The 23033-nt window shown below is 45.5% G+C and carries 18 protein-coding genes; 12 read left to right on the top strand and 6 right to left on the bottom strand.

Going from position 1 to position 23033, the window contains the following annotated elements; translation table 11 throughout:
* Positions 1-116: 116 nt before the first annotated feature.
* Complete coding sequence (locus W234_RS0102770; RefSeq protein WP_025644526.1) at positions 117-1712, bottom strand: peptide chain release factor 3; 1596 nt, start codon at positions 1710-1712, stop codon at positions 117-119.
* Between the two features lie 219 nt (positions 1713-1931).
* The gene (locus W234_RS0102765; RefSeq protein ID WP_156923941.1) at positions 1932-2852 is read right to left on the bottom strand and encodes a hypothetical protein; all 921 of its coding nucleotides are present in this window, start codon (positions 2850-2852) and stop codon (positions 1932-1934) included.
* A 292-nt stretch (positions 2853-3144) separates the two neighbouring features.
* Between W234_RS0102765 and W234_RS0102760 the strand changes: the two genes are divergently transcribed.
* The 5 genes from W234_RS0102760 (at position 3145) to W234_RS0102740 (ending at position 9132) form a co-directional block, all read left to right on the top strand.
* The gene (locus W234_RS0102760; protein WP_025644523.1) at positions 3145-3558 is read left to right on the top strand and encodes an Ohr family peroxiredoxin; all 414 of its coding nucleotides are present in this window, start codon (positions 3145-3147) and stop codon (positions 3556-3558) included.
* Positions 3559-3877: 319 nt separating this feature from the next.
* Positions 3878-6790, top strand: coding sequence for a DNA polymerase I (gene polA / locus W234_RS0102755; RefSeq protein ID WP_413771569.1), 2913 nt, complete (start codon positions 3878-3880; stop codon positions 6788-6790).
* A 316-nt stretch (positions 6791-7106) separates the two neighbouring features.
* Entirely contained in the window at positions 7107-7559 is a 453-nt protein-coding gene (locus W234_RS0102750) for a hypothetical protein (RefSeq protein WP_227501943.1), read from the top strand.
* 162 nt (positions 7560-7721) lie between these two features.
* Complete coding sequence (locus W234_RS0102745) at positions 7722-8510, top strand: SDR family oxidoreductase (RefSeq protein ID WP_025644517.1); 789 nt, start codon at positions 7722-7724, stop codon at positions 8508-8510.
* A 283-nt stretch (positions 8511-8793) separates the two neighbouring features.
* Positions 8794-9132 (top strand): hypothetical protein, encoded by a 339-nt coding sequence (locus W234_RS0102740; RefSeq protein ID WP_025644515.1) that lies wholly within the window; start codon positions 8794-8796, stop codon positions 9130-9132.
* 102 nt (positions 9133-9234) lie between these two features.
* Here the strand turns inward: W234_RS0102740 and hemH are convergent, their stop codons facing one another.
* A complete protein-coding gene (gene hemH, locus W234_RS0102735) occupies positions 9235-10254 on the bottom strand; it encodes a ferrochelatase (RefSeq protein WP_025644513.1) in 1020 nt (339 codons plus the stop codon).
* Between the two features lie 296 nt (positions 10255-10550).
* Here hemH and metX point away from each other — a divergent pair, with 296 nt between their 5' ends.
* The 5 genes from metX to W234_RS0102710 all read left to right on the top strand — a co-directional run bounded on the left by metX (position 10551) and on the right by W234_RS0102710 (position 15726).
* Entirely contained in the window at positions 10551-11963 is a 1413-nt protein-coding gene (metX, locus tag W234_RS0102730) for a homoserine O-acetyltransferase MetX (protein WP_025644511.1), read from the top strand.
* Positions 11960-12568 (top strand): methionine biosynthesis protein MetW, encoded by a 609-nt coding sequence (gene metW, locus W234_RS0102725; protein ID WP_025644509.1) that lies wholly within the window; start codon positions 11960-11962, stop codon positions 12566-12568. Before metX ends, metW begins: the two co-directional genes overlap by 4 nt.
* A 407-nt stretch (positions 12569-12975) precedes the next feature.
* The gene (locus W234_RS0102720; protein WP_025644507.1) at positions 12976-13557 is read left to right on the top strand and encodes a tetratricopeptide repeat protein; all 582 of its coding nucleotides are present in this window, start codon (positions 12976-12978) and stop codon (positions 13555-13557) included.
* Positions 13558-13786: 229 nt separating this feature from the next.
* Entirely contained in the window at positions 13787-14320 is a 534-nt protein-coding gene (locus W234_RS0102715; RefSeq protein ID WP_025644505.1) for a DUF2058 domain-containing protein, read from the top strand.
* Between the two features lie 365 nt (positions 14321-14685).
* A complete protein-coding gene (locus W234_RS0102710) occupies positions 14686-15726 on the top strand; it encodes a rhodanese-related sulfurtransferase (RefSeq protein ID WP_025644503.1) in 1041 nt (346 codons plus the stop codon).
* A 117-nt stretch (positions 15727-15843) separates the two neighbouring features.
* Here the strand turns inward: W234_RS0102710 and serA are convergent, their stop codons facing one another.
* Positions 15844-17070 (bottom strand): phosphoglycerate dehydrogenase, encoded by a 1227-nt coding sequence (gene serA / locus W234_RS0102705; protein WP_025644501.1) that lies wholly within the window; start codon positions 17068-17070, stop codon positions 15844-15846.
* A 507-nt stretch (positions 17071-17577) separates the two neighbouring features.
* Here serA and W234_RS0102695 point away from each other — a divergent pair.
* Entirely contained in the window at positions 17578-19080 is a 1503-nt protein-coding gene (locus tag W234_RS0102695; RefSeq protein ID WP_227501944.1) for an FAD-binding oxidoreductase, read from the top strand.
* A gap of 143 nt (positions 19081-19223) precedes the next feature.
* On the opposite strand, the gene W234_RS0102690 is transcribed toward W234_RS0102695, so the two are convergent.
* Positions 19224-19859 (bottom strand): BLUF domain-containing protein, encoded by a 636-nt coding sequence (locus W234_RS0102690; RefSeq protein WP_025644497.1) that lies wholly within the window; start codon positions 19857-19859, stop codon positions 19224-19226.
* Positions 19860-20262: 403 nt separating this feature from the next.
* On the opposite strand from W234_RS0102690, the gene W234_RS0102685 reads away from it, so the two are divergent.
* Positions 20263-21900, top strand: coding sequence for a carbon-nitrogen hydrolase family protein (locus W234_RS0102685; protein ID WP_025644495.1), 1638 nt, complete (start codon positions 20263-20265; stop codon positions 21898-21900).
* A 102-nt stretch (positions 21901-22002) separates the two neighbouring features.
* Here the strand turns inward: W234_RS0102685 and W234_RS13615 are convergent, their stop codons facing one another.
* Positions 22003-22929, bottom strand: coding sequence for an IS30 family transposase (locus W234_RS13615; RefSeq protein ID WP_025643743.1), 927 nt, complete (start codon positions 22927-22929; stop codon positions 22003-22005).
* Positions 22930-23033 lie beyond the last annotated feature (104 nt).

Below are 23033 nucleotides of genomic sequence, written 5' to 3'. Positions count from 1 at the left end.
GTTGAAGGTTATGCGCTACTCTAGATTGAATGACCCGCTACTTCTCTCAGATGTTATCTAAAGTGGCATAAAAAAAGACACGCTAAGCGTGCCTCTTTAAAAATAAAAACTAAAAATCAATGCTCACGGGTATTACTAAACGTCACTTCCGGATAGCGCTCTTGCATCAGCTGTAGATTCACCCGTGACGGTGCTAGATAAGTCAAATAACCGCCACCATCAATCGATAACTGGTCATGTGCTTTTTTCTTAAACTTCGCCAATGCTGCCTCATCATCACAGTGAATCCAGCGTACGGTAGCGATAGAGACCGGCTCAAAGCTGCACTGTACTTTGTACTCTTCTTTGAGACGATGAGCGACAACTTCGAACTGCAGCACCCCGACCGCGCCTAAGATTAAGTCGTTATTAATCTGCGGCATAAACACCTGCGTGGCACCTTCCTCGGAGAGCTGCTGTAAGCCCTTTTGTAGCGCTTTGGACTTCAGTGGATCCTTGAGCACCACTCGGCGAAACAGCTCAGGCGCAAAGTGCGGAATACCAGTGAAATTCAGCGCTTCGCCTTCAGTGAAACTATCGCCAATCGAGATAGTGCCGTGATTATGTAGGCCAATGATATCGCCGGGATAAGCTTCCTCTAGTGCCTCGCGGTCACCTGCCAAAAAGGTCAAAGCATCAGCAATCCGCACGTCTTTACCTAGACGCACTTGCCGCATCTTCATACCTTTTTCGTACTTACCAGAGCACACCCGCAAAAACGCAATACGGTCACGGTGACGCGGATCCATATTGGCTTGAATCTTAAACACAAAGCCAGAAAACTTAGGCTCTGTTGCCGAGACAATACGCTGCTCTGTCGGATGCGCCTTGGGCGGCGGCGAGTATTTAACTAACGTATCTAGCACCATATTGACACCAAAGTTACCTAACGCGGTACCGAACAATACCGGCGTCATCTCCCCTTTTAAGAACTCCTCAGTATTGAAGTCCTCAAGCGCCATCTGTACTAGCTCAAGCGACTCCTCAAAAGCGTCAAACATCAACTTGCCTAAACGCTCGCGAATATCTGGATAATCATAACCTTCGCGGGTCTCGGACACTGTGATCTCGCCGCCATGACCTTTTTCATAAAGATAGGTTTTGTCTTCAGTCAGATGATAGACGCCCACGAAATCCTGCCCCATACCGATGGGCCAAGTCAGCGGAATACATTTGATTTTTAGTACAGATTCAATCTCGCTGAGCAAATCAAGCGGCTCACGAATCTGTCTATCAAGCTTATTGACAAAAGAGATAATCGGCGTGTCACGCATGCGGCAGACTTCCATCAGCTTGATGGTTCGCTCTTCCACACCTTTAGCGCCATCGACCATCATTAGCGCACTATCGACAGCAGTCAGAGTACGGTAAGTATCCTCACTAAAGTCAGCGTGACCTGGAGTATCAAGCAGATTGACCATGTGCTCCTTATAAGGAAACTGCATGACGGAGGTAGTGATAGAGATACCGCGCTCTTGCTCCATGCTCATCCAGTCAGAGGTGGCATGGCGATCAGTCTTGCGGCCTTTGACCTCGCCTGCCACCTGAATCGCTTGACCCCATAAGAGTAGCTTTTCGGTCATGGTGGTCTTACCGGCATCAGGATGCGAGATGATAGCGAAGGTACGACGTTTGGCGACTTCTTTGTTTAAAACTTTTGGATCTACGCTCATAATTTTGACTTCGATAATGTTGATTTAGAATATTGCTTTAAAATGTATTCTAAAAATAAAATAGTGCGCGTATTGTAGCCGATTTCGTCTTAAGGTGCCCAACTTGCGCAAAAAAAACACGCCTTAGACGATTGCTAAAGCGTGTCAAATTTGAAAACCAGTATCTTCACTCAGCCCTATAGGCTAATTATTATCGGCTAATTGCGATGGCTATCACTATCAATAGTAGCGACGAATACTATCTTCAATAAAATCAGCGGCGACTTCATTGACTACCGTGCAGTCTACGACACCGCGAACGCTGTCCTCATTCGGGCGTATAGCGTTTTTATCGACAAAGTCAGTTTCATAAATGTCGTTATCATAATTGACGCCGTTAAATAGGTACTCAGGATCATTATTGGTCGCAAAAAAGGTCACTTGCGCTGCTGGGTTATCATTATTTGCACCAATAGAGCGCTCAGAGGTTCTAAAGTTCCTATTGTCGTTGAAGCGATCTTCTGCCGCGTCTATCCAGTCATCAAGATCTGAATAATTGGTCTTGTCTTTATTATTAAAAACAAAAAATGAGCGATCACTAGTGGTCACTGGAATATAGCAAACCGAGCCGTTCGGGAAACTAAGCGTGCTAGGCGCATTACTGCCAACACTAGGATAAGTATTTAAGGCTGTAAAGATACCCCGAGCGGCATTAGCGCCGTTCCCTGCTCGATAACCAAAGACATTTACCCCTGCTAGATTCAGCGTTCTATAAACCGTCTGATAATCAAATTTATTATTATTGTTTTTTTCATATATAGGACGTTTTACTGTTCGACCATTCACCTCGATATAACGATCTTCTAAGCTTCCCTCGAAGTCATCTGCTAATACTATCGAGTTATCCAAGTCATCGATATTTTGGCTATTAAAGTTGCCTACGATGTTAGTGACATCGATATCGCGCTCACCATCGCTATATTCAGTCTCAATACGAGCAATCGCCTCTCTACCCGTTTGCCGATCGATACTTTTATCAAACTGAGTCACTGTCAGCTCGTTGCTGTTCCCTGAACCATAAATCGAATCGTCATCATCGCCGCAGCCGCTGATAACTGCGGCCACAAGCATCATGCTCGTAGGAATCATTATTTTTTTCATAGCAAAATATCCTGTTGTCAAAATAGTCTTATATCGGGCTGATTTATAGCGCTGACATCGTTTATTCTTTTTTGGAATTTTACAGTACTGTTATGACTATTCATAGATGCCGCTTGTATGTCTCCTGTTCATTGTGCAGTTGTGCTTACAAATTCACAGTATAGCTTTACGACCTTTATATAACCTTTTGTGCAAACCTTGCTATGCTCAATAAGTGCTAAACAGGTAATACAGGTTACTCATACTAGTAGCCTTAAAAAAGCCATTAATAAAAACTTAAAAAGGACAAAGTATGAAAACTCTATACTCAACCAAAGCCACAGTCACTGGTGGCCGCACTGGTAATGCGTCACTCAATGACAGCGATCTAAAAATCAATATGGCGCCTCCAGGCGGTAACATGGAAGGCAATAACCCTGAGCAATTATTAGCAATGGGTTATGCGGCTTGCTTTGATAGCGCCTTAGGCGTGGTCAAAAAGATGGAAAAAGCCAGCTTTGGCTCTACCACTGAGACCACTGTCGATCTTAAGCAAGGCGATAACCATGACTATAAACTAGCAGTAAAAATTCACGTTATTGCCGATAGTACGGATATCTCAAGCGATGAGTTTCAAAAACTCGTAGAAAAAGCCAATGAGGTCTGCCCTTATTCAAAAGCGACTAAAGGCAATATCGAGATGGAAGTAACTTCTGAAGTCAAATAAAGCAAGCCGCTACTTTATGTTATGACATATCTTAGAGTATAAAAGTCAGAGCATGTCAGAGCATAGAAGCACAGAACGTTATCAGCATTTATCGTGCTCATAGCGTTCTTTTTTTAGGTTTTTAGGTATAGACCTGATAACTTTTACACCATTCGGCACGCGCTCATTTTATCGTTATAATATGGTCATACTATATTTTAATACCTGCTAAATTTTGCTACCTGCTAATAAGTGACCTCTTATGACTGCTCATACCAAAGACAACGATCACAACTCCCATTCGCCTATCGACCCGAACACCTTGCCTAACTTTGACACTATGCCAAACGTGGCCACTATGGACACCAGTCAGGTCAATAAAGATCAGCCGCCTTTTATCTTGGTTGACGGCTCATATTATCTGTTTCGCACTTATCATGCGCTGCCCAAAACCATGCAAAACACCCAAGGGTTAACCACTAACGCCATACGCGGCACGTTGAACGCGCTGCTCAAGCTGATGCGCCGCTATCACCCGACTCATATGGCGGTGTGTTTTGATACTAAATCGCCTACTTTTCGCCATAAAATGTCAGAAGAATACAAAGCCGGACGTCCGCCAATCGATGCTGAGCTGGTGGAACAAATCCCTTATATCCATCGTTTGGTCACCGCATTAGGTATTCCTTTGCTGCGTATTGAAGGCGCAGAAGCCGATGATATTATCGGAACGATGGCCTATCGCGCTGTCGCACAAGGTCATCATGTGGTCATCTCCACTGGGGATAAAGACATGATGCAGCTGGTCAATGATGCGGTGATATTAGAAGACAGCTTCACGGGCAAGATTACTGACACCCAAGGGGTCATCGATAAGCTCGGTATCAAGCCTCGCCAGATGATTGATTATTTAACACTGATGGGTGATACCTCTGATGGTATCAAAGGCGTGCCTGGTATCGGTAAAAAAACCGCTAAGGATTTGCTCGTTGAATACGGCGATATCGATAATATGCTTAAGCACATTGGCTTTATTAAAGGTCGCGGTGCTAAAGGCTTAATCGAGCACGCCGATGAGATTCCGTTGAACGCACAGCTTGCCACTATCATCACCGACTTAGATATCGGTCATGACTGGAATGATCTAAAAATCAACACTGATCCTTGTGCCCATATCGATGAGCTACGCGATCTGTACACTGAGCTTGAATTTAAAAATGAGCTGGCATCCTTAGACCACCCCAATCATCCGGCCAATGCTAATGGGCAAGGCGCGCAAAGCGTTGCCGAGACGCAGGCCAATAGCGAATCGCAAGCGCAAGTGGCTAAATCATTACAATCGACTGCCCTTGGGAACATCAAAGATAGCAAAAGCCATGACAAGGCTTGGCATACTATCCTCGACATGCCCGCCTTTGACAGCTTAGTTGCGCAGCTAGAGGCAGCGCCGCATTTCGTCCTTGATACTGAAACGACTAGTATCTACTGGCGCGAGGCGGAGATTGTCGGTCTATCCTTTGCTGTGCAAGCCCATGAAGCTTATTACGTCCCGCTGACACATCGCTTAGAGGGTGATGAGCTAACCGCTAAGCAGCTCGATCGCGATACCGTACTAGCGCGTCTTAAGCCAATATTAGAAAACCCCAAAATCGGTAAGATCGGTCAGCACTTAAAGTACGATACCCATATTCTCAGTCATTATGATATCGACCTCATTGGCGCAATACACTCTGATGATAAGCAGGCGCAGAACAACTGGGCGATGGATACTATGCTTGCCAGCTACGTAATCAATGCGGCGATTACTCGTCACGGTATGGACGATCTAGCGCGGCATTATCTGCAGACGCAAACCATCAGCTATGAAGATATCGCCGGTAAAGGCGCTAAGCAAGTCACCTTTGATCAAGTGGCTATCGATATCGCAAGCGACTATGCTTGTGAAGATGCGGACATTACTTATCAGCTGTTTGAGGTATTCAGCAAAACCCTTGCCGATGACGACAATAACCTGCGCCTACTTAATGAGCTTGAGATTCCAACCGCTGAGATTCTTTGTCAAATGGAAGCTAACGGTATCTTAATCAAACGCTCGTTCTTAAATGAGCTATCCAAGCGTTTTGACGAAGAAATTATTGCGCTAGAAAAGCAGGCCTATGACATCGCTGGCGAGGAGTTTAATCTAGGCTCACCAAAGCAGTTAGGCGAGGTGCTATTTGAGAAGCTGGGCGTGGTAGGCGGTAAAAAAACCAAATCTGGTCAGTACTCTACTGGCGAAGCAATACTATCCAAGATTGATCATCCGCTTGCGGAGATTACTCTAGAGTACCGCGGCTTGTCAAAACTAAAAAACACCTATACCGACTCCCTTGATGCAGTAGCAGATAAGGACACCGATCGCGTGCATACGAGCTACCATCAAGCTTTGACCAGTACCGGGCGCTTGTCTTCAACGGATCCTAATCTACAAAACATCCCGATCCGTACTAAAACCGGACGTCTGATTCGTCAAGCCTTTATCGCGCCAGAGGGCCGCGTACTCCTTGCAGCCGATTACTCACAAATTGAGCTGCGATTGATGGCGCATTTCTCAGGCGATGCCAACTTAACTCGCGCCTTTAATGAAGGCTTAGATATTCATACTGCTACCGCAGCTGAAGTGTTAGGCAAAGCGGTTGACGATGTCACGCCAACAGAGCGCCGTAATGCCAAGGCCATTAACTTTGGCCTACTATACGGCATGAGTGCTTTTGGTCTAGCCAAGCAATTACAGATGAGCCGAGGCGAGGCGCAAGATTATATCGATATGTACTTCGATCGCTATCCTAGCGTCAAGCAATACATGATAGACACGCGCGCAAGCGCCTATGAGCGCGGCTATATCGAGACCATCCTTGGCCGTAAGCTCTATACCCCTGATATCAATAACAGCAACCGCATGGTCAAACAAGCCGCTGAACGGGCGGCTATCAACGCGCCGCTACAAGGCTCAGCCGCTGACTTGATTAAGCTTGCGATGATAGCGGTCGATAAGGTGCTGCCAAAAGAGCAAGCCAAAATGTTACTCCAAGTCCATGATGAGCTGGTGTTCGAAGTGGATAGCGACAAGGTTGATGACATTGCGCAGCTGATTACTGTTGCGATGCAAGATGTGCTGCAAGATACAGCTAAAGGTATGGGCTGGGAGGTTGATTTTGCTGTGCCGTTGTTGGTTGAAACCGGAGTTGGTGAGAACTGGGATGAGGCGCATTGATATCATTACTAGGTATATTAATATAGGTTAATATTAAAAATATTAATATAAATAATTGATGAATTAGTCATAATTATCAATAGCATATCATATTAGCACGTATTATAATGACGCTTTACGTTGGTTATACCAACCATCTAACTGGGTTGATATGAGTTAATATACTTAAAAAAGTGAGCTTTTGAGCTCGCTTTTTTCATTTCTACTATTATTTATCATCGCTTAGGAGCCGCTCATTTTTACTGAAAACGGTATCATAGAAATCGCTAGTGTTATCCTGCTGATGCTGTGTTTACTGCGCTGCATACAACACACTATGCAAAGCCATCTTAAGCAAGGCGTTTATTTTTGGATAGCCGCTGTTTTAGTGTTTTTTACTGTTATTCGCCGCGAATTAAATCATCTTCCTGATTTGTTTATCGATATGCAGGCGCTTTGGTTAGGCCATAACTACGACTGGTGGGAGGATCGCCTCTTGCTAGTCATTTATATAGTAGCACTAGGATTGTTGGTTTACGCTTGGCGTTACTGCTGGGCGGTATTAAAAACTACTCCGCTGTGGTTATATCTAAGCGTCGCAGCTTTGGCATTACTGCAGTATATAGGCGAGAACGCTATTGGCTTCTCCCATAGCTTAGGTATAGTGGTGGAAGAGTTATCTGAGGCGGTTATTTATCTACTGGCTCTTGGTTACTTGTGGTCGTTTAAAGTGGCAGGATTTGAAGAGCGTCTGGAGCGCAGATTAGAGCTCAAGGAAGTGACTTATTAAGCCCCTATCAAGCCAATCGAGACCTTAGTTACCGATACCCTCTAGCATTCGATAGTGGGCTTTAGGTATGCTAGCTTATTGATAGTTATGACTCTTTTATTATTATTAAGACACGCACTCCCCACACTCACTTTTACTGTCACTCTAAGAATAGGATAGGTTATGAATGTACTCATCACTGGCGCATCACGCGGTATTGGTCTTGCGACAGCTAAGCGTTTGGCTGCCAAAGGTCACTGCGTTGGACTCTTCGATATCGATACGCATGAGCTATCGCACGCTATCAAGCAAAAGGCATTCAAAAAAGCCAATAAAAACCAGCGCGTGATTACAGGCGATTTAGATGTCACTCAAACCGACTCTTGGGATAACGCCATCGAGCAGATGGTCAATAACTTCGGCGGTATCGATGTGCTTATCAATAACGCTGGGGTGCTGGTCAGCGGTGTGTTGCCAACGACTGATTTGGACAAGCAATTATCCCTAGTCGATATCAACTGTAAAGGTGTGTTGATCGGCTGTCATAAAGCTGCGCCGTATCTTACTGATAGCACCAATGGTAAGATTATTAACCTATCTTCTGCCTCTGCGATTTACGGACAGTCTGAGGTCGCCACTTACTCCGCCAGTAAGTTCTTTGTACGCGGTCTGACCGAAGCGCTCAATGTCGAGTACGCAGACATGGGCATCAAGGTGATAGATGTGATGCCACTTTGGGTCAAATCCGATATGACCAAAGACATCGAAGTGACCAGTATTGATCGCTTAGGTATCAACCTGACGGTCGATGATGTCGCCAAAAAACTATGTAAGCTCAGCGGCTGCGCGAATCGAAAGATCTCAAAAACCCACTATCCTATTGGTTTACCGGCCAAGATATTGCATAGCACCTCGCAGGTAACGCCAGACTCAGTCATTCGCTTTATTAATAAAAAGATTGGCGCTAAGTAGTTTTTAGCATTGCCACTGTTCATTACTGTTACTATTCCTACTACTCATCTCAAGCGGCTACCTAATTTGGTAGTCGTTTTTTATTGCAATTGAGGCCGTACTCAATATTTTAGAGTAATAGCCAACGTCTTACATTTTTTGACATGCTGTGACAGCTTGCTACTAGCGCGGCGCGACTTAAACCGTCAAAATACTAGCATCAATACTTGATAGCGCTTATAAGATAGCTATCAACACAAACTTTAATACCCATAATCTTAATAATGACAATAAGGAAGCTGCTATGGACAATTCAAAATCACCACTACCAGAAGAGATGGACAGCATTCATAGTAATAAAAGCACTGATATGGACCGTGATAATCAACTTGTCGATCTAGACAACGATATGCTGCGCACTATTGATAATGATGATGTGATTGACAATAGTGCCGGATTCGATAATTCAGAAGTCGGTACCAATGCCACTCAGGGCTTAACGCCTATGCATCGACAAAATGTCGATGAAGCTACTGTCGAGAACGTGTTAGTACAAGATAACTTAGACGATGACACGTATCCTAGTATAGTCGACATCGCTGATAAGGAAGCTGCCGAGCGCAGTAATGATGATGATTTTTAATAGAATAATTATTTGATTACTCAGGCTAAGTTGTAAACAGCCACAAAAAAACACGCTCAATTCAAATTGAGCGTGTTTTTTTGTTTTAAAAGCAGTAATCACCTACACCCAGCCCTCAAGCGTGCCCGCCCAGCCTTTAACCAGCGGCGCACTCATTGCTTCTAACAAGTCGATATGCGCCTCATCCATATTCAGCGCTGGGATATAATGATACTCCTCACCGCCCGCCTCAATGAAGTTATCGCGGTTCTCAATCGCCAGCTCCTCTAGTGTCTCCAGACAATCTGCCGAAAACGCCGGGCTGATGATCTGTACCGACTTGACGCCAGACTTCGCCCAGTCATCTAGCACCACATCGGTATAAGGCTTGACCCACTCTTGCTTGCCAAAGCGCGATTGAAAGCTGATAATCCACTCATCCGCGCTCAGACCTAGCTCCTGCGCGACTTGCGCGGCGGTACATTTGCAGCGGCTTGGATAAGGGTCACCTTTATCGGCGTAGGGCTGCGGGATACCATGAAAGCTAAACATCAGCTTTTCAGGCTTGCCGTGTTTGGCTTGGAAGCGGCGAATGCTATCAGCCAAGGCCTTGATATATAGCGGATGCGCGAAGTAGTCTTTGACAATGGTGTAATTGGGCAGATTGCGCTGCTTGAGCGCCCACTTATTGATCGCATCATAGACCGCGCCACTTGAGGTCGCTGAATACTGCGGAAACACGGGCAGCAAGACAAAATGATCGACGCCCTCAGAGCGCAGTTTATCCATGACATCAGGCAGGCCCGGATTACCATAGCTCATCGCTGGATGTACGGTGACTCGAAACGGCGCATTTGCCGCGGCCAAACGCGGCTCTAGCTGCTCAGCTTGAGCGTTTAAGATATTGCGCATCGGTGAGTCGCCATCCCAAATACTTGCGTAAGCTTCCGCCACGCGCTTAGGGCGGCTAGGTAATACAAACAGATTGAGAATAATCGCCCACAGGAATCTTGGAATCTCAATCACACGCGGATCGGACAAAAACTGACGCAAATAGCGACGTACCGCAGGCGCGGTCGGTGCGTCTGGTGTACCTAGATTGATCAATAACACAGCAATACGCGGAGGCAGTTTAGGTTTCATAGCAGCCCATTATTTGAATAAAGTTTATGAAGGGTTTGATAAGGTTCTCGCTACCTTTTCTTAAACATCTTAAGCTATACTTAAAGATACTAAGCTGTTTTTGTGTTGCTTAGTGTAGCATTTTATCGTCTATATACGCAGGAGAAATGCCGCTCGTTTGCCCTTTGCCGCTTTGCGTCTTTAAACCCTGCTAATCTAGGTTGTACTCGCAGGCGCATCGCCATACAATAGACAGCATCGGCAATGAGCATAGCGCTGTATTTGCCCCTATAAAAACGTCATCTTGCGAGGTAGCTTTGAGCGTACGTTCTGATACTAATAACACTTCGACTAACCATTCTTCGACCGATAACGACTTTGAGGCGTCCTCCAACGAACAGCCCCAAAAAAGCGCAAAAGGCCCAAAAGGATCAGTAGGCTTAATCACGCCTAAGACGATGCACTTCTCCGAGCCGCTGACTTTGGAGTGTAATCGCACTTTGCCATCCTTTGATCTGGTCTATGAGACTTATGGCACCTTGAATGCAGACAAGTCGAATGCGATTTTGATCTGTCATGCCTTATCTGGCAGTCATCATGCTGCTGGCTACTATAATGAGGACGATAAAAAAGCCGGCTGGTGGGATAATATGATCGGCCCTAATAAAGCCATCAATACCAATCAGTTCTATGTGGTGTGCGTTAACAATATCGGTAGCTGTTTTGGCTCTACTGGCCCGACCACTGTCAATCCTGAGAGCGATGACGGACAAGTCTATGGCCCTGACTTTCCGCTGATCACCATCAAAGATTGGGTCAAAACCCAAGCCATGCTCTCTGATCGCTTAGGCATCGATATCTGGCATGCTATCGTTGGCGGCTCGATGGGCGGTATGCAAGCCATGCAGTGGTCCGTGGACTATCCTGATCGCCTTAAACGCTGTGTGGTCATCGCTTGTACGCCGAAGCTATCCGCGCAAAACATCGCCTTTAACGAAGTGGCGCGGCAGTCTATCTTGTCAGATCCTGACTTTATGGACGGACGCTATCTACAAGCAGGCACGTACCCTAAGCGCGGCTTGATACTGGCGCGGATGGTCGGTCATATCACTTATCTAACCGATGATGCGATGAAAGCTAAGTTCGGCCGCGACCTAAAGTCCGGCAAGTTTATGTACGGCTACGATGTCGAGTTTCAGGTTGAGAGCTACCTGCGTTATCAAGGCGAGCGCTTTAGCAAAAACTTCGATGCCAATACTTATCTTTTGATGACCAAAGCCTTAGACTATTTTGATCCAACGCGTGGCTATCAAGCACAGATTGAGCAGCAAGCGCTAAGTGATAATGAGGACAAGCAGCAAAGTATCGATCAGGTGATAGCAGACGCTGAACAAGAGGTCGAAGAAGCCGCTGTGGTAGAAGGCTCTATTGAGCTTAATGATTTAAAGACTGCCTTTGCTCATGCGCAGTGCCAGTATCTGATTGTATCGTTTACCACCGATTGGCGCTTCGCTCCTGAGCGCTCACAAGAGATTGTCGACGCGCTAATGGCGACAGGTAAACCGGTCAGCTATACCAATATCGACGCACCGCATGGTCATGATTCTTTTCTTTTCGATATCCCGCGCTATATGGGGGCTATCAAAGGCTTTTTGACGGCGCCGTTTATCAGCGATCATAACACTACAGACAAGCAACAGCCCAATCAGCTAACAGGAGCGCGCTCATGAGAATGGATTATCAACTCGCTGAGCGCTGGATTGCGCCGCGCTCGCACATCTTAGACTTAGGCTGCGGCAACGGCGAGCTACTCGCGCATTTGCAGCAGCAGCTCGGCGTTAGCGGCTATGGCATTGAGATCGATGAGCACAAAATAAACGAGGCCATCGGCAAAGGCTTATCTATCGTCGAACAAGATCTCAATGACGGCCTTGAGCGCTTCGCAGATGACAGCTTCGATACCGTGGTGATGGCGCGAGCGCTACAAGCGGTCAAAAACCCTGACGAGCTGCTCCTCGATATGCTGCGCGTCGGCCGTGAAGCAGTGATTACCTTTCCCAACTTCGCCCACTGGCAAAACCGGATTCATTTAGGACTCAAAGGCATGATGCCGGTCTCAGAAGCCCTGCCCTATGAATGGTACAACACCCCGAATATTCATCTATGTACCTTCAAGGACTTTGAGCAGCTGTGCGCTAAGCATAATATTCGTATTCTTAACCGTTTTGCGGTGAGCGACTCTGAAAAAGGCTATGCGCCGCTTATGTCAACCTTGGTGCGTCAAGCGCCAAACTTGCTAGCGGATGTGGCTATTTACCGAGTAACTAAAGCCTAGAGCGTTTAATGAGTTTAAAGATAGTGGTAATAACTAAGCGCCGTAACTCTCATAAAATAGGAATAAATAAGGTTACAAAGTAGGTTATAGACTTGTGGCAATAAGTCACGCTAATGTAACTCTATGATTTTATTGGCTTCCTGCGGCGCTGAACTGTGGTAAAAGTAGGTAATTAGTATTTGAGTTTCGTAACTTTGAGTGTTAAGCTTACAAAATATTGTCAATGACAACCCATTTTCGACCGTTTATCTGGCGCTTTAGTATAAGCAATATGGCTAAAAAGGACTTTACCCCAGCCGCTACCCTAAGATAAGCTCAAGCATATTTATTACTTATTCAACAACGATATTACTCAAACGAAGATATTGTTTGTTCACTCATTACTCACTGCCTATTTTGGAGCCGCTATGAAACTCTTAAAAGCTGCCTTATTCACCGCTCTATTTTCTTGTGCTGGCCTAGCCAATGCTGAGCTAATCTCAAACGTACCGCTTGATACCTCACGTTTTGAGCTAATGTCAGTTAGTGATTTATCTGCTCGCGCTGCCCAAGGTAGCGATCACGCGCAGTTCTATCTTGCCAAGCGTCTACAAAAAGGCCAAGGCGTCAAGCAAAACACGCAGCAAGCGATCCAGTGGTACACCCGCGCCGCCGAGCAAGGCGTTGCTCCTGCGCAGCTCAATCTAGCGATTATGTATCTTCGCGGTGAAGGCGTTCAGCCAAACATCCAGCAGGCGCGTAAATGGTTAGAAAAAGCAGCCATGCGCGGCGACAACCGTGCCAGCTACACGCTTGCGCTACTCGATGAGAAGCAAAAAAACCTAGTCGACGCTTATAAGTGGTATGACCTAGCGGCTCGTGATGGCATGCTAGATGAAAAGGTACGTAATAAAGCGCGTGGTAAAATCGGTCAGTTAGCGCTTAACTTATCCTCTTCTGATATCGCAAGCGCTCGTAGCAAAGCGGATACTTGGTTTCAGAGTAAATAAATCGGCGTCAATAAAGCAAGTAAGCTTTAGCGCAGATGTCGTTTACCAATAGATCCAGCCTTTGTGCTGGATTTTTTATGGCTATAAAATAAGCGCTCAGCATCACTTAAGGACTGACGCCAATAGATGAAATTTGCTACTATCTATCCTATTATTAGCGAATCTTTTGCTAACACATATTTTGTTAGCCCATACTTTATTCAAATACCGTTATGCAGGTGATCCCATTATGGCCAAAAATGCCTTACAAGCGCAGCTCCTAAAAGCAGGTCTAGTAGACGATAAAAAAGCCAAAAAAATAAGCAAACAAGCTCAGCACGCCAAGCGAACTGGCGACGCTGCGGCTACTGAAAGCAAAAAAGCCCTAGCCGCCGCGCAAGCTGAAAAGGCTGAAAAGGATCTCAAGCTCAATCAGCAAAAGCAGCAGCAGTTAGAAGAAAAAACCCTACGCGCCAATATCATTCAGATGATAAAGCAGCATCAAATCACCGAGACCGATGGCGAGGTCAGCTATCAGTTCGTCGATGACTCTAAGATTAAGAAGATTTACACCACGCAGAAGCTCTACGAGCAAATCGTCGCAGGTTTTGTGGTCATCGCGCGTTTAGAAGACGACTACGCACTACTGCCACGACCGCTTGCTGATCGTATCAATGCTAAGTTAGAGGGCTTCATCGTAGTGTCGAATGATAAGTCCGAGAATGAGATGGAAGAAGATGATCCATACGCGGCGTATGTGATTCCAGATGATTTGATGTGGTAGGAACTTAATTCAAAACAGAGAATCCAGCTTAGATGCTGGATTTTTTATTCTTAAGCCTTATTTAGAACTTGAGTCATAGTATAGTCGATACCCTTCAAAAATGACGTAGCGCTGCTGCGATGTTTCTTTTGAATAACAGTTATGCAGCGTCGAACAATAACAGCACGCAAGCAAAATTTATAACTAATAGTTTTACTGCAAACTGACTATATCAGCAATAAAATATTCAAAACTTGAGCCAAATTTGCTACACTACGCCCGCGCTAACCAATTCCACAATCAGGTTAGTGTTATTGCTAGTATTAGATAGCTATCCTAAATGAATCAATGCACTAGGTTTACGTCCTAGCCCGCAGGAGACCCGTATGAGCACCAACAACCCCACTGCAACATCAGCACCCGCCTACGATAGCGAAACCAACAATATCGTTGTCGCGGCGCTTTATAAGTTTACTCGCTTCGATAATTATGAAGACTATCGCCAGCCCATCTTAGATACCATGCTGAGTAACGATGTCAAAGGCACATTGTTGATTGCTAGCGAAGGCATCAACGGGACGATTTCAGGCACACGCTCGGGCATCGATAATGTCTTAGATTACTTGCGTAGTATCGAAGCCGTTGGCAGCTTTACCTTTAAAGAGTCTTATACCAACGAGCAGCCGTTTTATCGCACCAAAGTGAAGCTCAAAAAAGAGATCGTCACGATGGGCGTCGAAGATATCGACCCTTTGCAGTCGGTTGGGCGCTACGTCAAGCCAAAAGACTGGAACGCGCTGATCTCTGATCCAGAAGTCATCCTCATCGATACCCGTAACGATTATGAAGTGCAAATCGGCACCTTTGAAAATGCCATTAACCCTAATACTGAAACCTTTCGCGAGTTTCCAGAATACGTGGCAAAAGAGCTCGATCCTGCCAAGCATAAAAAGGTGGCGATGTTCTGCACTGGCGGTATCCGCTGCGAAAAATCCACCGCTTATATGCGCGAGCAAGGCTTTGAAGAGGTCTATCACTTAGAGGGCGGCATCCTCAAATATCTAGAAGAAGTGCAAAAAGAAGACTCTATGTGGCAAGGCGACTGCTTCGTCTTTGATAATCGCGTCTCGGTCAATCACGACCTAGAAAAAGGCGATTATGAGCAATGCTTTGCTTGCCGGATGCCGATCACTCAAGAGGATATGCAAAGCCCCGCCTATAGTAAAGGTGAGTCTTGCCCGCATTGTATCGGTAAAGCGACCGACGAGCAAAAAGCGCGTTTTCGCGAGCGTGAGCGGCAGATGCAATTAGCTAAGGCTCGCGGTGAAGCGCACATCGGTAGCGAAGTCAAAGAGGTGATGGAAAAACGTAAAATGGCAAAAGAGGAAGCACGTCGTCAGGCAGATGAAGCCAATAACGCAAAGTAGTTATATTGTATAGAAGATCGCCTTAGCCCAGCAGCGACCCTATAAAACTTTAATCGGCAATATAAAAAAGAGACTCACTTAGGAGTCTCTTTTTTGTCTTAAGCTATAGCTAGTAACTTAGAACAAGATACGCACACGGATCGTTTCTTCGACATCTTTGAGTTGATCAAGCGCTGCAGTTGAGTCGTTATAATCGACATCCATCACTAGATAACCGACATCGTCTTCGGTCATAAGGCTTTGCGCTAAGATATTGATACCCGCTTCGGCGAACAGGCGGTTGATTTGCGAGAGGACGCCTGGTACGTTTTTGTGGATGTGTAATAGACGATGCGAGCCTTCTTTGAATGGTATCGACACTTCTGGGAAGTTGACTGCGGTCGCCGTATCGCCTTGGTCTGAGTATTTTACAAACTTCTCAGCCACTTCTAGACCGATATTCTCTTGCGCCTCTTGCGTTGAGCCGCCGATATGCGGCGTCAAGATGACATTGTCGAACTTACGTAGTGGCGACTCGAACTCTTGATCGGCAGATTTTGGCTCTTTAGGGAACACATCAATCGCCGCGCCGAGCACTTTACCCGACTCGATAACTGCGGCTAGATCATCAATCTCCACACAAGTACCGCGAGCGGCATTGATAAAGTAGCTGCCCTCTTTCATCTGCGCGAACTGCTCAGCGCCCATCATATAGCGCGTGCTTGGTACGTCTGGCACATGCAAAGTGACGATATCAGCGGTAGAGAGTAGCTCCTCTAGGCTGCCAACTTGTACCGCGTTACCTAATGGCAGCTTAGTCACCACGTCATGATAAATGACTTTCATGCCGAAGCTTTCGGCTAGTACGGATAGCTGCGAGCCGATAGAGCCGTAGCCGACGATACCGATGGTCTTACCACGCACTTCGTGCGAGTTTTTGGCAGACTTGCCCCAGCCGCCGCGATGGACGGTCGCATTCTTCTCTGGAATACCGCGATACAGCATGATAGCTTCGGCTAATACCAGCTCAGCCACTGAGCGCGTATTGGAATAAGGGGCGTTGAAGACCGGAATACCCATCTCGCGTGCCGCTTCAAGATCGACTTGGTTGGTACCAATACAAAAACAGCCAATACCGATGAGTTTCTCGGCTTTTTCTAATACTTGACGCGTGAGCTGCGTACGCGAGCGAATACCGATGAAATGCGCATCTTTGATTTTTTCGATCAGCTCCTCTTCATCAAGCGCGTGGCTTAAGTATTCGATATTGCTATAACCCGCTCCTTCTAATACTTTTAAAGCGTTTTCATGCAAGCCTTCTAGTAATAGAAAACGAATTTTATCTTTTTGTAATGATAATGCCATACGAGATCTTTCCTATGATTTGTTAAGTGAGCAGTTGATTGATAAGTAGGGTGTGAGCCGTGTATCTGCTCGACTCTGTTTAAAGATAATACTACGCTACTGATATGCTTTTTTTAGCGTACTGCTTTTACAGACGCTGCCAAAACTCATGCCAGTAGTTTGCCCTAACTCTAGTATCGGTTTAAAACTATCGCTTTTAAAACCATCGCTTTTAAAACCATCACTTTTAACACCATCACCGTTCAAACAAGTATGACCATTAAAAAAGTGAAAGCGACGCCCTCTTGTATTATCACTCACTTATGATGAATAAAAACAATGCGTTTATATTACACAAAATTGCCCAAGGATGTTAGGGAATAACAGGAATAAGTCGTCATCGTTTTGGTTAATAATGACTATTTGAGCCTTGCATCTGCTTAGATATAGCACCGTGATGTGCTAATATTAGACTTATCTAATCTCTTCCCCTTTATCTATTGCTACTGCTAAATCGCCGAGACTATTATGAATGATATCGTTACCGAAAACCAACCGGCCCATGAGCGCACTCACGCCGCAAAGCAAGCAGACATTAATGAGCCAAGCTTGCAGTCTGCTACTGATACTGCAGCAGTGCAAGCTATTTTACAAGCTCTGCTTCATAGCCATCAGTTTGAAGAGAGCCAAATCAAAACCGATAGCGAGAGCCTAGAGCATTGGGGTAAAGATTGGACCAAACATTTTGCGCCGGCCGCCTCTGCCATCGTCTTCCCAAAATCGACCGAGCAAGTGCAAGCGATTGTATTATTAGCCAATGAGCATGACGTCGTCTTAACCCCAAGCGGTGGTCGTACTGGTCTCTCGGCGGGCGCAGTAGCCGCGAATGGCGAGATCGTCGTCAGCATGGATAAGATGAATCAGATTGGCACTTTTTATCCCGCTGATCGTATGGTTGAGATCGAAGCGGGCGTGGTCACCGAGCAGCTCCAGCAGTTCGCTGAATCCAAAGACTTATACTACCCCGTTGACTTTGCTTCGGCAGGCTCGAGCCAAATGGGCGGTAATATCGGCACCAATGCCGGCGGTATCAAGGTGATCCGCTACGGCATGACGCGTCAATGGATTATGGGCTTAACGGTAGTGACAGGCAAAGGCGATATCTTGCATCTCAATCGCGGGATGATCAAAAACGCCACCGGTTATGACTTGCGTCAACTCTTTATTGGTTCTGAGGGTACGTTGGGTCTAGTCACTCAGGCGCAGATTAAGCTCGATCGTCTGCCTCAAGACTTAAGCGTCATGGTGCTGGGTATGGATAGCTTCAATGACGTTATGAACGTACTCTCCGCCTTTCAAGCGAAGATTGATCTAACCGCCTTTGAGTTCTTTGATGATACCGCTATCGATAAGCTGATGGCGCACGGTCAAGTACAAGAGCCATTTGAATCGCGCACTAAGTTTTATACGCTACTTGAGTTCGAAGCACCTTATGAGCCCATTATGGATAAGGCGATGGCGATCTTTGAAGACTGTATGAATGAGGGCTGGGTCGTCGATGGGGTCATGAGTCAGAGCCTGGCGCAAGCGGCAGAGCTATGGAAGCTACGCGAGTATATCTCTGAGACCATCTCAGTATTCACCCCGTATAAGAACGATGTGTCAGTGCTGATCAGCTACGTGCCTGAGTTTATTGAAGAGATCGATGCGATCGTCAGCAGCAATTATCCTGACTTTGAAGTGTGCTGGTTTGGCCATATTGGCGATGGCAACTTACATCTTAATATCTTAAAGCCTGAGAATATGAGCAAGGACGATTTCTTTGATGAGTGTCAAATCGTCAATAAATATGTGTTTGAAACCGTAGAAAAATATGGCGGCTCGGTATCAGCAGAGCATGGCGTGGGTATGACTAAGAAGCCTTATCTCAACTATAGTCGCAGTGATACTGAGATTGATTATCTACGCGAAGTCAAAAAAGTCTTTGATCCCAATAATATTATGAATCGCGGTAAGATTTTTGATATGTAATAAGGCTATTGATTTCAAAATCGCAGTAAAAAACGACGCTAAACATTTAGTCTAGCGTCGTTTTTAGTTTTATGATTGAGGTGCTGACTTAAAAAGCTAAAAGGCTTAGCAGATAATCGCTGATTGGCTCGCCAGGTTTGTAATCAGTAATTGAGCAGCAGTAAGCCGACCACTAATAATACCGCCAAAAACCCTTGCACGACTAAGAAAGCTTGGTGCGGCGCGGCCACGTGCTTGATCATATTACCCATGGCATTATAAGTGATACCCGCAGCTTTGATGTGCGGCGGCGTCTGAAAATCTTTAATCACTTGCAAAAACTGCTCAGTACGCTGGCTACTCCAACCATGCGGCGCAAAAGGTAGGAATGGGGAGAGTTGCATCGCCTGCTGTTTGGTCGCAGGGGACCACAGCCAGCGCTCCAAAAACAGTAAGCGCATACGCCAATCTGAAAAGATACGCTGATCAATGGTTTCGAGTAAGAGTATCTTGATGTTTTTATGACGATTATCCGCAAATATTCGCTGTTGTAGCGCTAGTACTTTCGCTTTTTCGCCTTCTAAACATTGCAAAAAATGGCTATTGCCATAACATAGCGTACCAGTAATACCTTGCTGCTCATTATAATCACGCGCATGCGCTTCTACTTCATCAAATATCGAAGCTTTTAGGCGCGAATGGAGCGTCAAACTACTCACATAAACCAAACGAATCAAAGCGGTTTCTGCTGTTTTATCTAAAGCTTTAACCGTATCGGTATGGTTTAGAAGTAAGGTCATATGCAATCCTAATAGTGGTTTACCTGACTAGTAGACCAAATAAATAAACTAAACTAGCGGTGACTGTCACGCTTACTAGGATTAACTAGTAACCTGTTGCGCAAATGTTATGATGACAAACACAGATTTTCGAGAGACAAAATAAAGGATAGATTCTAAATAGAAACTGGCAAGTAATTGTTATTATTAATTATTGTATCATTCGTACTACGGATTTAATACTTTTTTTTATAAACCAAGAAAAACAGAAAACTGACTGATAAACAAGCCTAGTTAAAGGCGTAGCTTATGCATTTAAGCGAACAAATAGTTGTTTAAAAACCCATCAAACCATAGCAAATAAAGAAAGTTAATCACAGCCAACCTACGTTCAATGGCTAACACTACCAAAATAGGAACACCGATGAGCAAGATAGAAAAACTAGACGACTTTCATTTAACGATTGCCGAGATTAAGAAAAAAGACTATCCACAAGTCAAAGAGCTGATGGATCGCGTCTACGTCAACTTAGGCGGCGCTTGGTCAAAGACCACGATTCACACTCTAATCGATGCCTTTCCTGAAGGCCAAATTGCCTTATTTGACCATGATAAGCTGATCGGGATGGTGCTATCGATGCGCGTCGATTATGCCAAATTCTCAAACCCGCATACTTATGACGATCTTATCGGTCATAGAGAGATCATAAAAGACAATCCTAAGGGCGACGCTATCTACGGGTTGGATGCGCTTATCGATCCTGAGTATCGCGGTTATCGTTTGGGCCGACGCCTCTATGATGCGCGTAAAGAGCTGTGCCGGCAGATGAACTTTCGCTCTATCTTAGCTGGTGGCCGTATTCCTAAATATTATAACCATCAGGACTTGACGCCAGGCGAGTATATCGACGCTGTTGAATCACGTGAGATTCATGATCCGGCGCTCTCTTTTCAGCTGTCTAACGGCTTTATCGTCAAGCGTATTTTGACCGGCTACCTGCCTGATGATAAGCAGTCCAAAGGCTTTGCAACGCTCCTTGAGTGGGCTAATATCTACTATGAGCCCAAAGACTACAAGCCGAACACTCGCAAGTCTGAGGTGCGTATCGGCGGTATTCAATGGCAGATGCGTGAGGTCGAGTCGCCTGAGGAGCTACTACAACAAGTCGAGTTCTTCGTTGATATCATGGCCGATTATAATTCTGACTTTGCTTGCCTGCCAGAATTCTTTAACGCGCCCTTGATGGGACTATGCGAGTCGACGGATCAAAACGTTGCCATTCGCTTTTTGGCAGATTATACCGAATGGTTTAAGAATGAAATCTCGCATTTAGCCGTCAGCTATAACGTCAACGTCATTACCGGCTCTATGCCGCTACTCGATGAAAACGATACCCTCTATAACGTCAGTTACTTATGTCGCCGTGATGGCACCGTTGAGGAGCAGCGCAAAATTCATATCACCCCCCACGAGCGTAGCGCTTGGGTGATTGAGGGCGGCGATGAGGTAAAAGTATTCGATACGGATGCCGGCCGCGTTGGTATTTTAGTCTGTTATGACGTTGAGTTCCCAGAGCTTGCGCGTCTCATGGCACTCGATGATATGGATATCTTATTTGTGCCGTTTTGGACAGACACTCAAAATGGCTACTTGCGCGTACGCCACTGCGCCCAAGCCCGCGCGATTGAAAACGAGTGCTATGTGATGATTTGCGGCTCAGTCGGTAACCTGCCACAAGTTGAGAGCTTAGATATTCAGTATGCGCAGTCGTCTATCTTCTCGCCCTCTGACTTTGCTTTTCCGCATGATGCGATTATGGCGGAGACCACGGCTAATACGGAGATGGTATTCTTCTCCGATTTAAATTTAGACAAGCTCATTCATGTGCGTAATGAAGGCTCTGTACATAATTTACTCGATCGCCGTGACGACTTATTTAGCCTAAAGTGGAAGCGTAAATCTAAAGTTTCTGCTAGTAAGTTAAGCGATGAAGAGCGCCGCGAAAACTCAGGCAGCGTACTATTAGGCGATCCGCTACAAAACCGCGCGCAAAAATCTTAAATGTTGATCTATTAAACGCTCAAGTAAACACTTAACTTTTTATAAACGGCTGACCTTTCAGCCGTTTATTTTTATCCTTAGATTAACACACCAAGTGCAACGCTAATTAATATTATAGAACGCCTGCATAGGCGTCTTAAACCCTAATCGTTTTCTTGGTCTGTTGTTTAGTTTGTTCTCAATGTCCTGTATTTCATTATCAGAGACTTGTCTAAAGTCACAACCCTTAGGCAAGTACTCTCTGATAAGGCCATTGGTATTCTCGTTGGTTCCTCGCTGCCATGACGCATAAGCATCGGCAAAGAAGAAAGGGCTAAAGAGCTTTTGTTTCACCTTCTTATGCTGAGCAAACTCTTTACCATTGTCAGAGGTAATGGTCTTAACCTGCAACCTCACTGGCGCTAAGAGTTCTATCATTGCCTCTGATACTTGCTGTGCTGTTTTATGACCCACACGCTTCATCTTCAGCAGCCCCGTTTTACGTTCAACGAGCGTGACAATCGCTTGCTTGTGATGCTGACCGATAACGGTATCCGCTTCCCAATCTCCAATACGTGAGCGTTCTTCAACAATACAAGGGCGCTCATGAATCGAGACTCTGTCATTGATACGGCCTCGAGTCTCAGCGGTTAGACGCTGCCGGTATGGTTTTCCTTTACGTCTGAGACACTGCCACAATGTACCGCCCTGCCTCTTATCACGCCAAATATAGCGATAAATGCTCATATGACTGATACCAGCATGAACGCCAGATATTTGCTCAGGACTCCAGTTCTCTTTAAGCTTGTCTGTCACCCATGCCCAGAGGTCAGTCACAATAGTTGTGGCGTTGTTAGCCCGTCTGTCACAAGCCTTGTTATTAGCATGCTTTGCTCGGTAACCTCGTAGGCTTTTATTACGCCTAAGCTCTCTTGATATGGTACTGGGACTTCTGTTTAACACCCTCGCTATAAAATTAATACTATGTTTTGCCCCTTTAAGGGCATAAATCTGGTATCGTTCACCTAGGCTTAGATGTGTATAGCTCATGGTTGCAATCTCACTTTGGTCGGTGGATAAAAACTTTGATGCTAGCGCATCTAGGTCTTTTTTTCACCTTGCATTTGGTATTGCACTTCATGTGTTAATCTAAG

The sequence above is a fragment of the Psychrobacter sp. TB15 genome (assembly GCF_000511655.1).
GTDB classification, from domain to species: Bacteria; Pseudomonadota; Gammaproteobacteria; order Pseudomonadales; family Moraxellaceae; genus Psychrobacter; species Psychrobacter submarinus.
This window is presented reverse-complemented; position numbering and strand designations above follow the sequence as displayed.

Excerpts from the sequence above, each read along its gene's own strand:
- serA (WP_025644501.1), bottom strand. The coding sequence starts at position 17,070 with ATGGCATTATCATTACAAAAAGATAAAATTCGTTTTCTATTACTAGAA.
- W234_RS0102745 (WP_025644517.1), top strand. The coding sequence starts at position 7,722 with ATGAATGTACTCATCACTGGCGCATCACGCGGTATTGGTCTTGCGACA.
- metW (WP_025644509.1), top strand. The coding sequence starts at position 11,960 with ATGAGAATGGATTATCAACTCGCTGAGCGCTGGATTGCGCCGCGCTCG.
- W234_RS0102710 (WP_025644503.1), top strand. The coding sequence starts at position 14,686 with ATGAGCACCAACAACCCCACTGCAACATCAGCACCCGCCTACGATAGC.
- W234_RS0102695 (WP_227501944.1), top strand. The coding sequence starts at position 17,578 with ATGAATGATATCGTTACCGAAAACCAACCGGCCCATGAGCGCACTCAC.
- W234_RS0102765 (WP_156923941.1), bottom strand. The coding sequence starts at position 2,852 with ATGAAAAAAATAATGATTCCTACGAGCATGATGCTTGTGGCCGCAGTT.
- hemH (WP_025644513.1), bottom strand. The coding sequence starts at position 10,254 with ATGAAACCTAAACTGCCTCCGCGTATTGCTGTGTTATTGATCAATCTA.
- W234_RS0102740 (WP_025644515.1), top strand. The coding sequence starts at position 8,794 with ATGGACAATTCAAAATCACCACTACCAGAAGAGATGGACAGCATTCAT.
- W234_RS0102720 (WP_025644507.1), top strand. The coding sequence starts at position 12,976 with ATGAAACTCTTAAAAGCTGCCTTATTCACCGCTCTATTTTCTTGTGCT.
- W234_RS13615 (WP_025643743.1), bottom strand. The coding sequence starts at position 22,929 with ATGAGCTATACACATCTAAGCCTAGGTGAACGATACCAGATTTATGCC.
- W234_RS0102750 (WP_227501943.1), top strand. The coding sequence starts at position 7,107 with ATGCAAAGCCATCTTAAGCAAGGCGTTTATTTTTGGATAGCCGCTGTT.
- polA (WP_413771569.1), top strand. The coding sequence starts at position 3,878 with ATGCCAAACGTGGCCACTATGGACACCAGTCAGGTCAATAAAGATCAG.
- W234_RS0102770 (WP_025644526.1), bottom strand. The coding sequence starts at position 1,712 with ATGAGCGTAGATCCAAAAGTTTTAAACAAAGAAGTCGCCAAACGTCGT.
- W234_RS0102685 (WP_025644495.1), top strand. The coding sequence starts at position 20,263 with ATGAGCAAGATAGAAAAACTAGACGACTTTCATTTAACGATTGCCGAG.
- W234_RS0102690 (WP_025644497.1), bottom strand. The coding sequence starts at position 19,859 with ATGACCTTACTTCTAAACCATACCGATACGGTTAAAGCTTTAGATAAA.
- W234_RS0102715 (WP_025644505.1), top strand. The coding sequence starts at position 13,787 with ATGGCCAAAAATGCCTTACAAGCGCAGCTCCTAAAAGCAGGTCTAGTA.
- W234_RS0102760 (WP_025644523.1), top strand. The coding sequence starts at position 3,145 with ATGAAAACTCTATACTCAACCAAAGCCACAGTCACTGGTGGCCGCACT.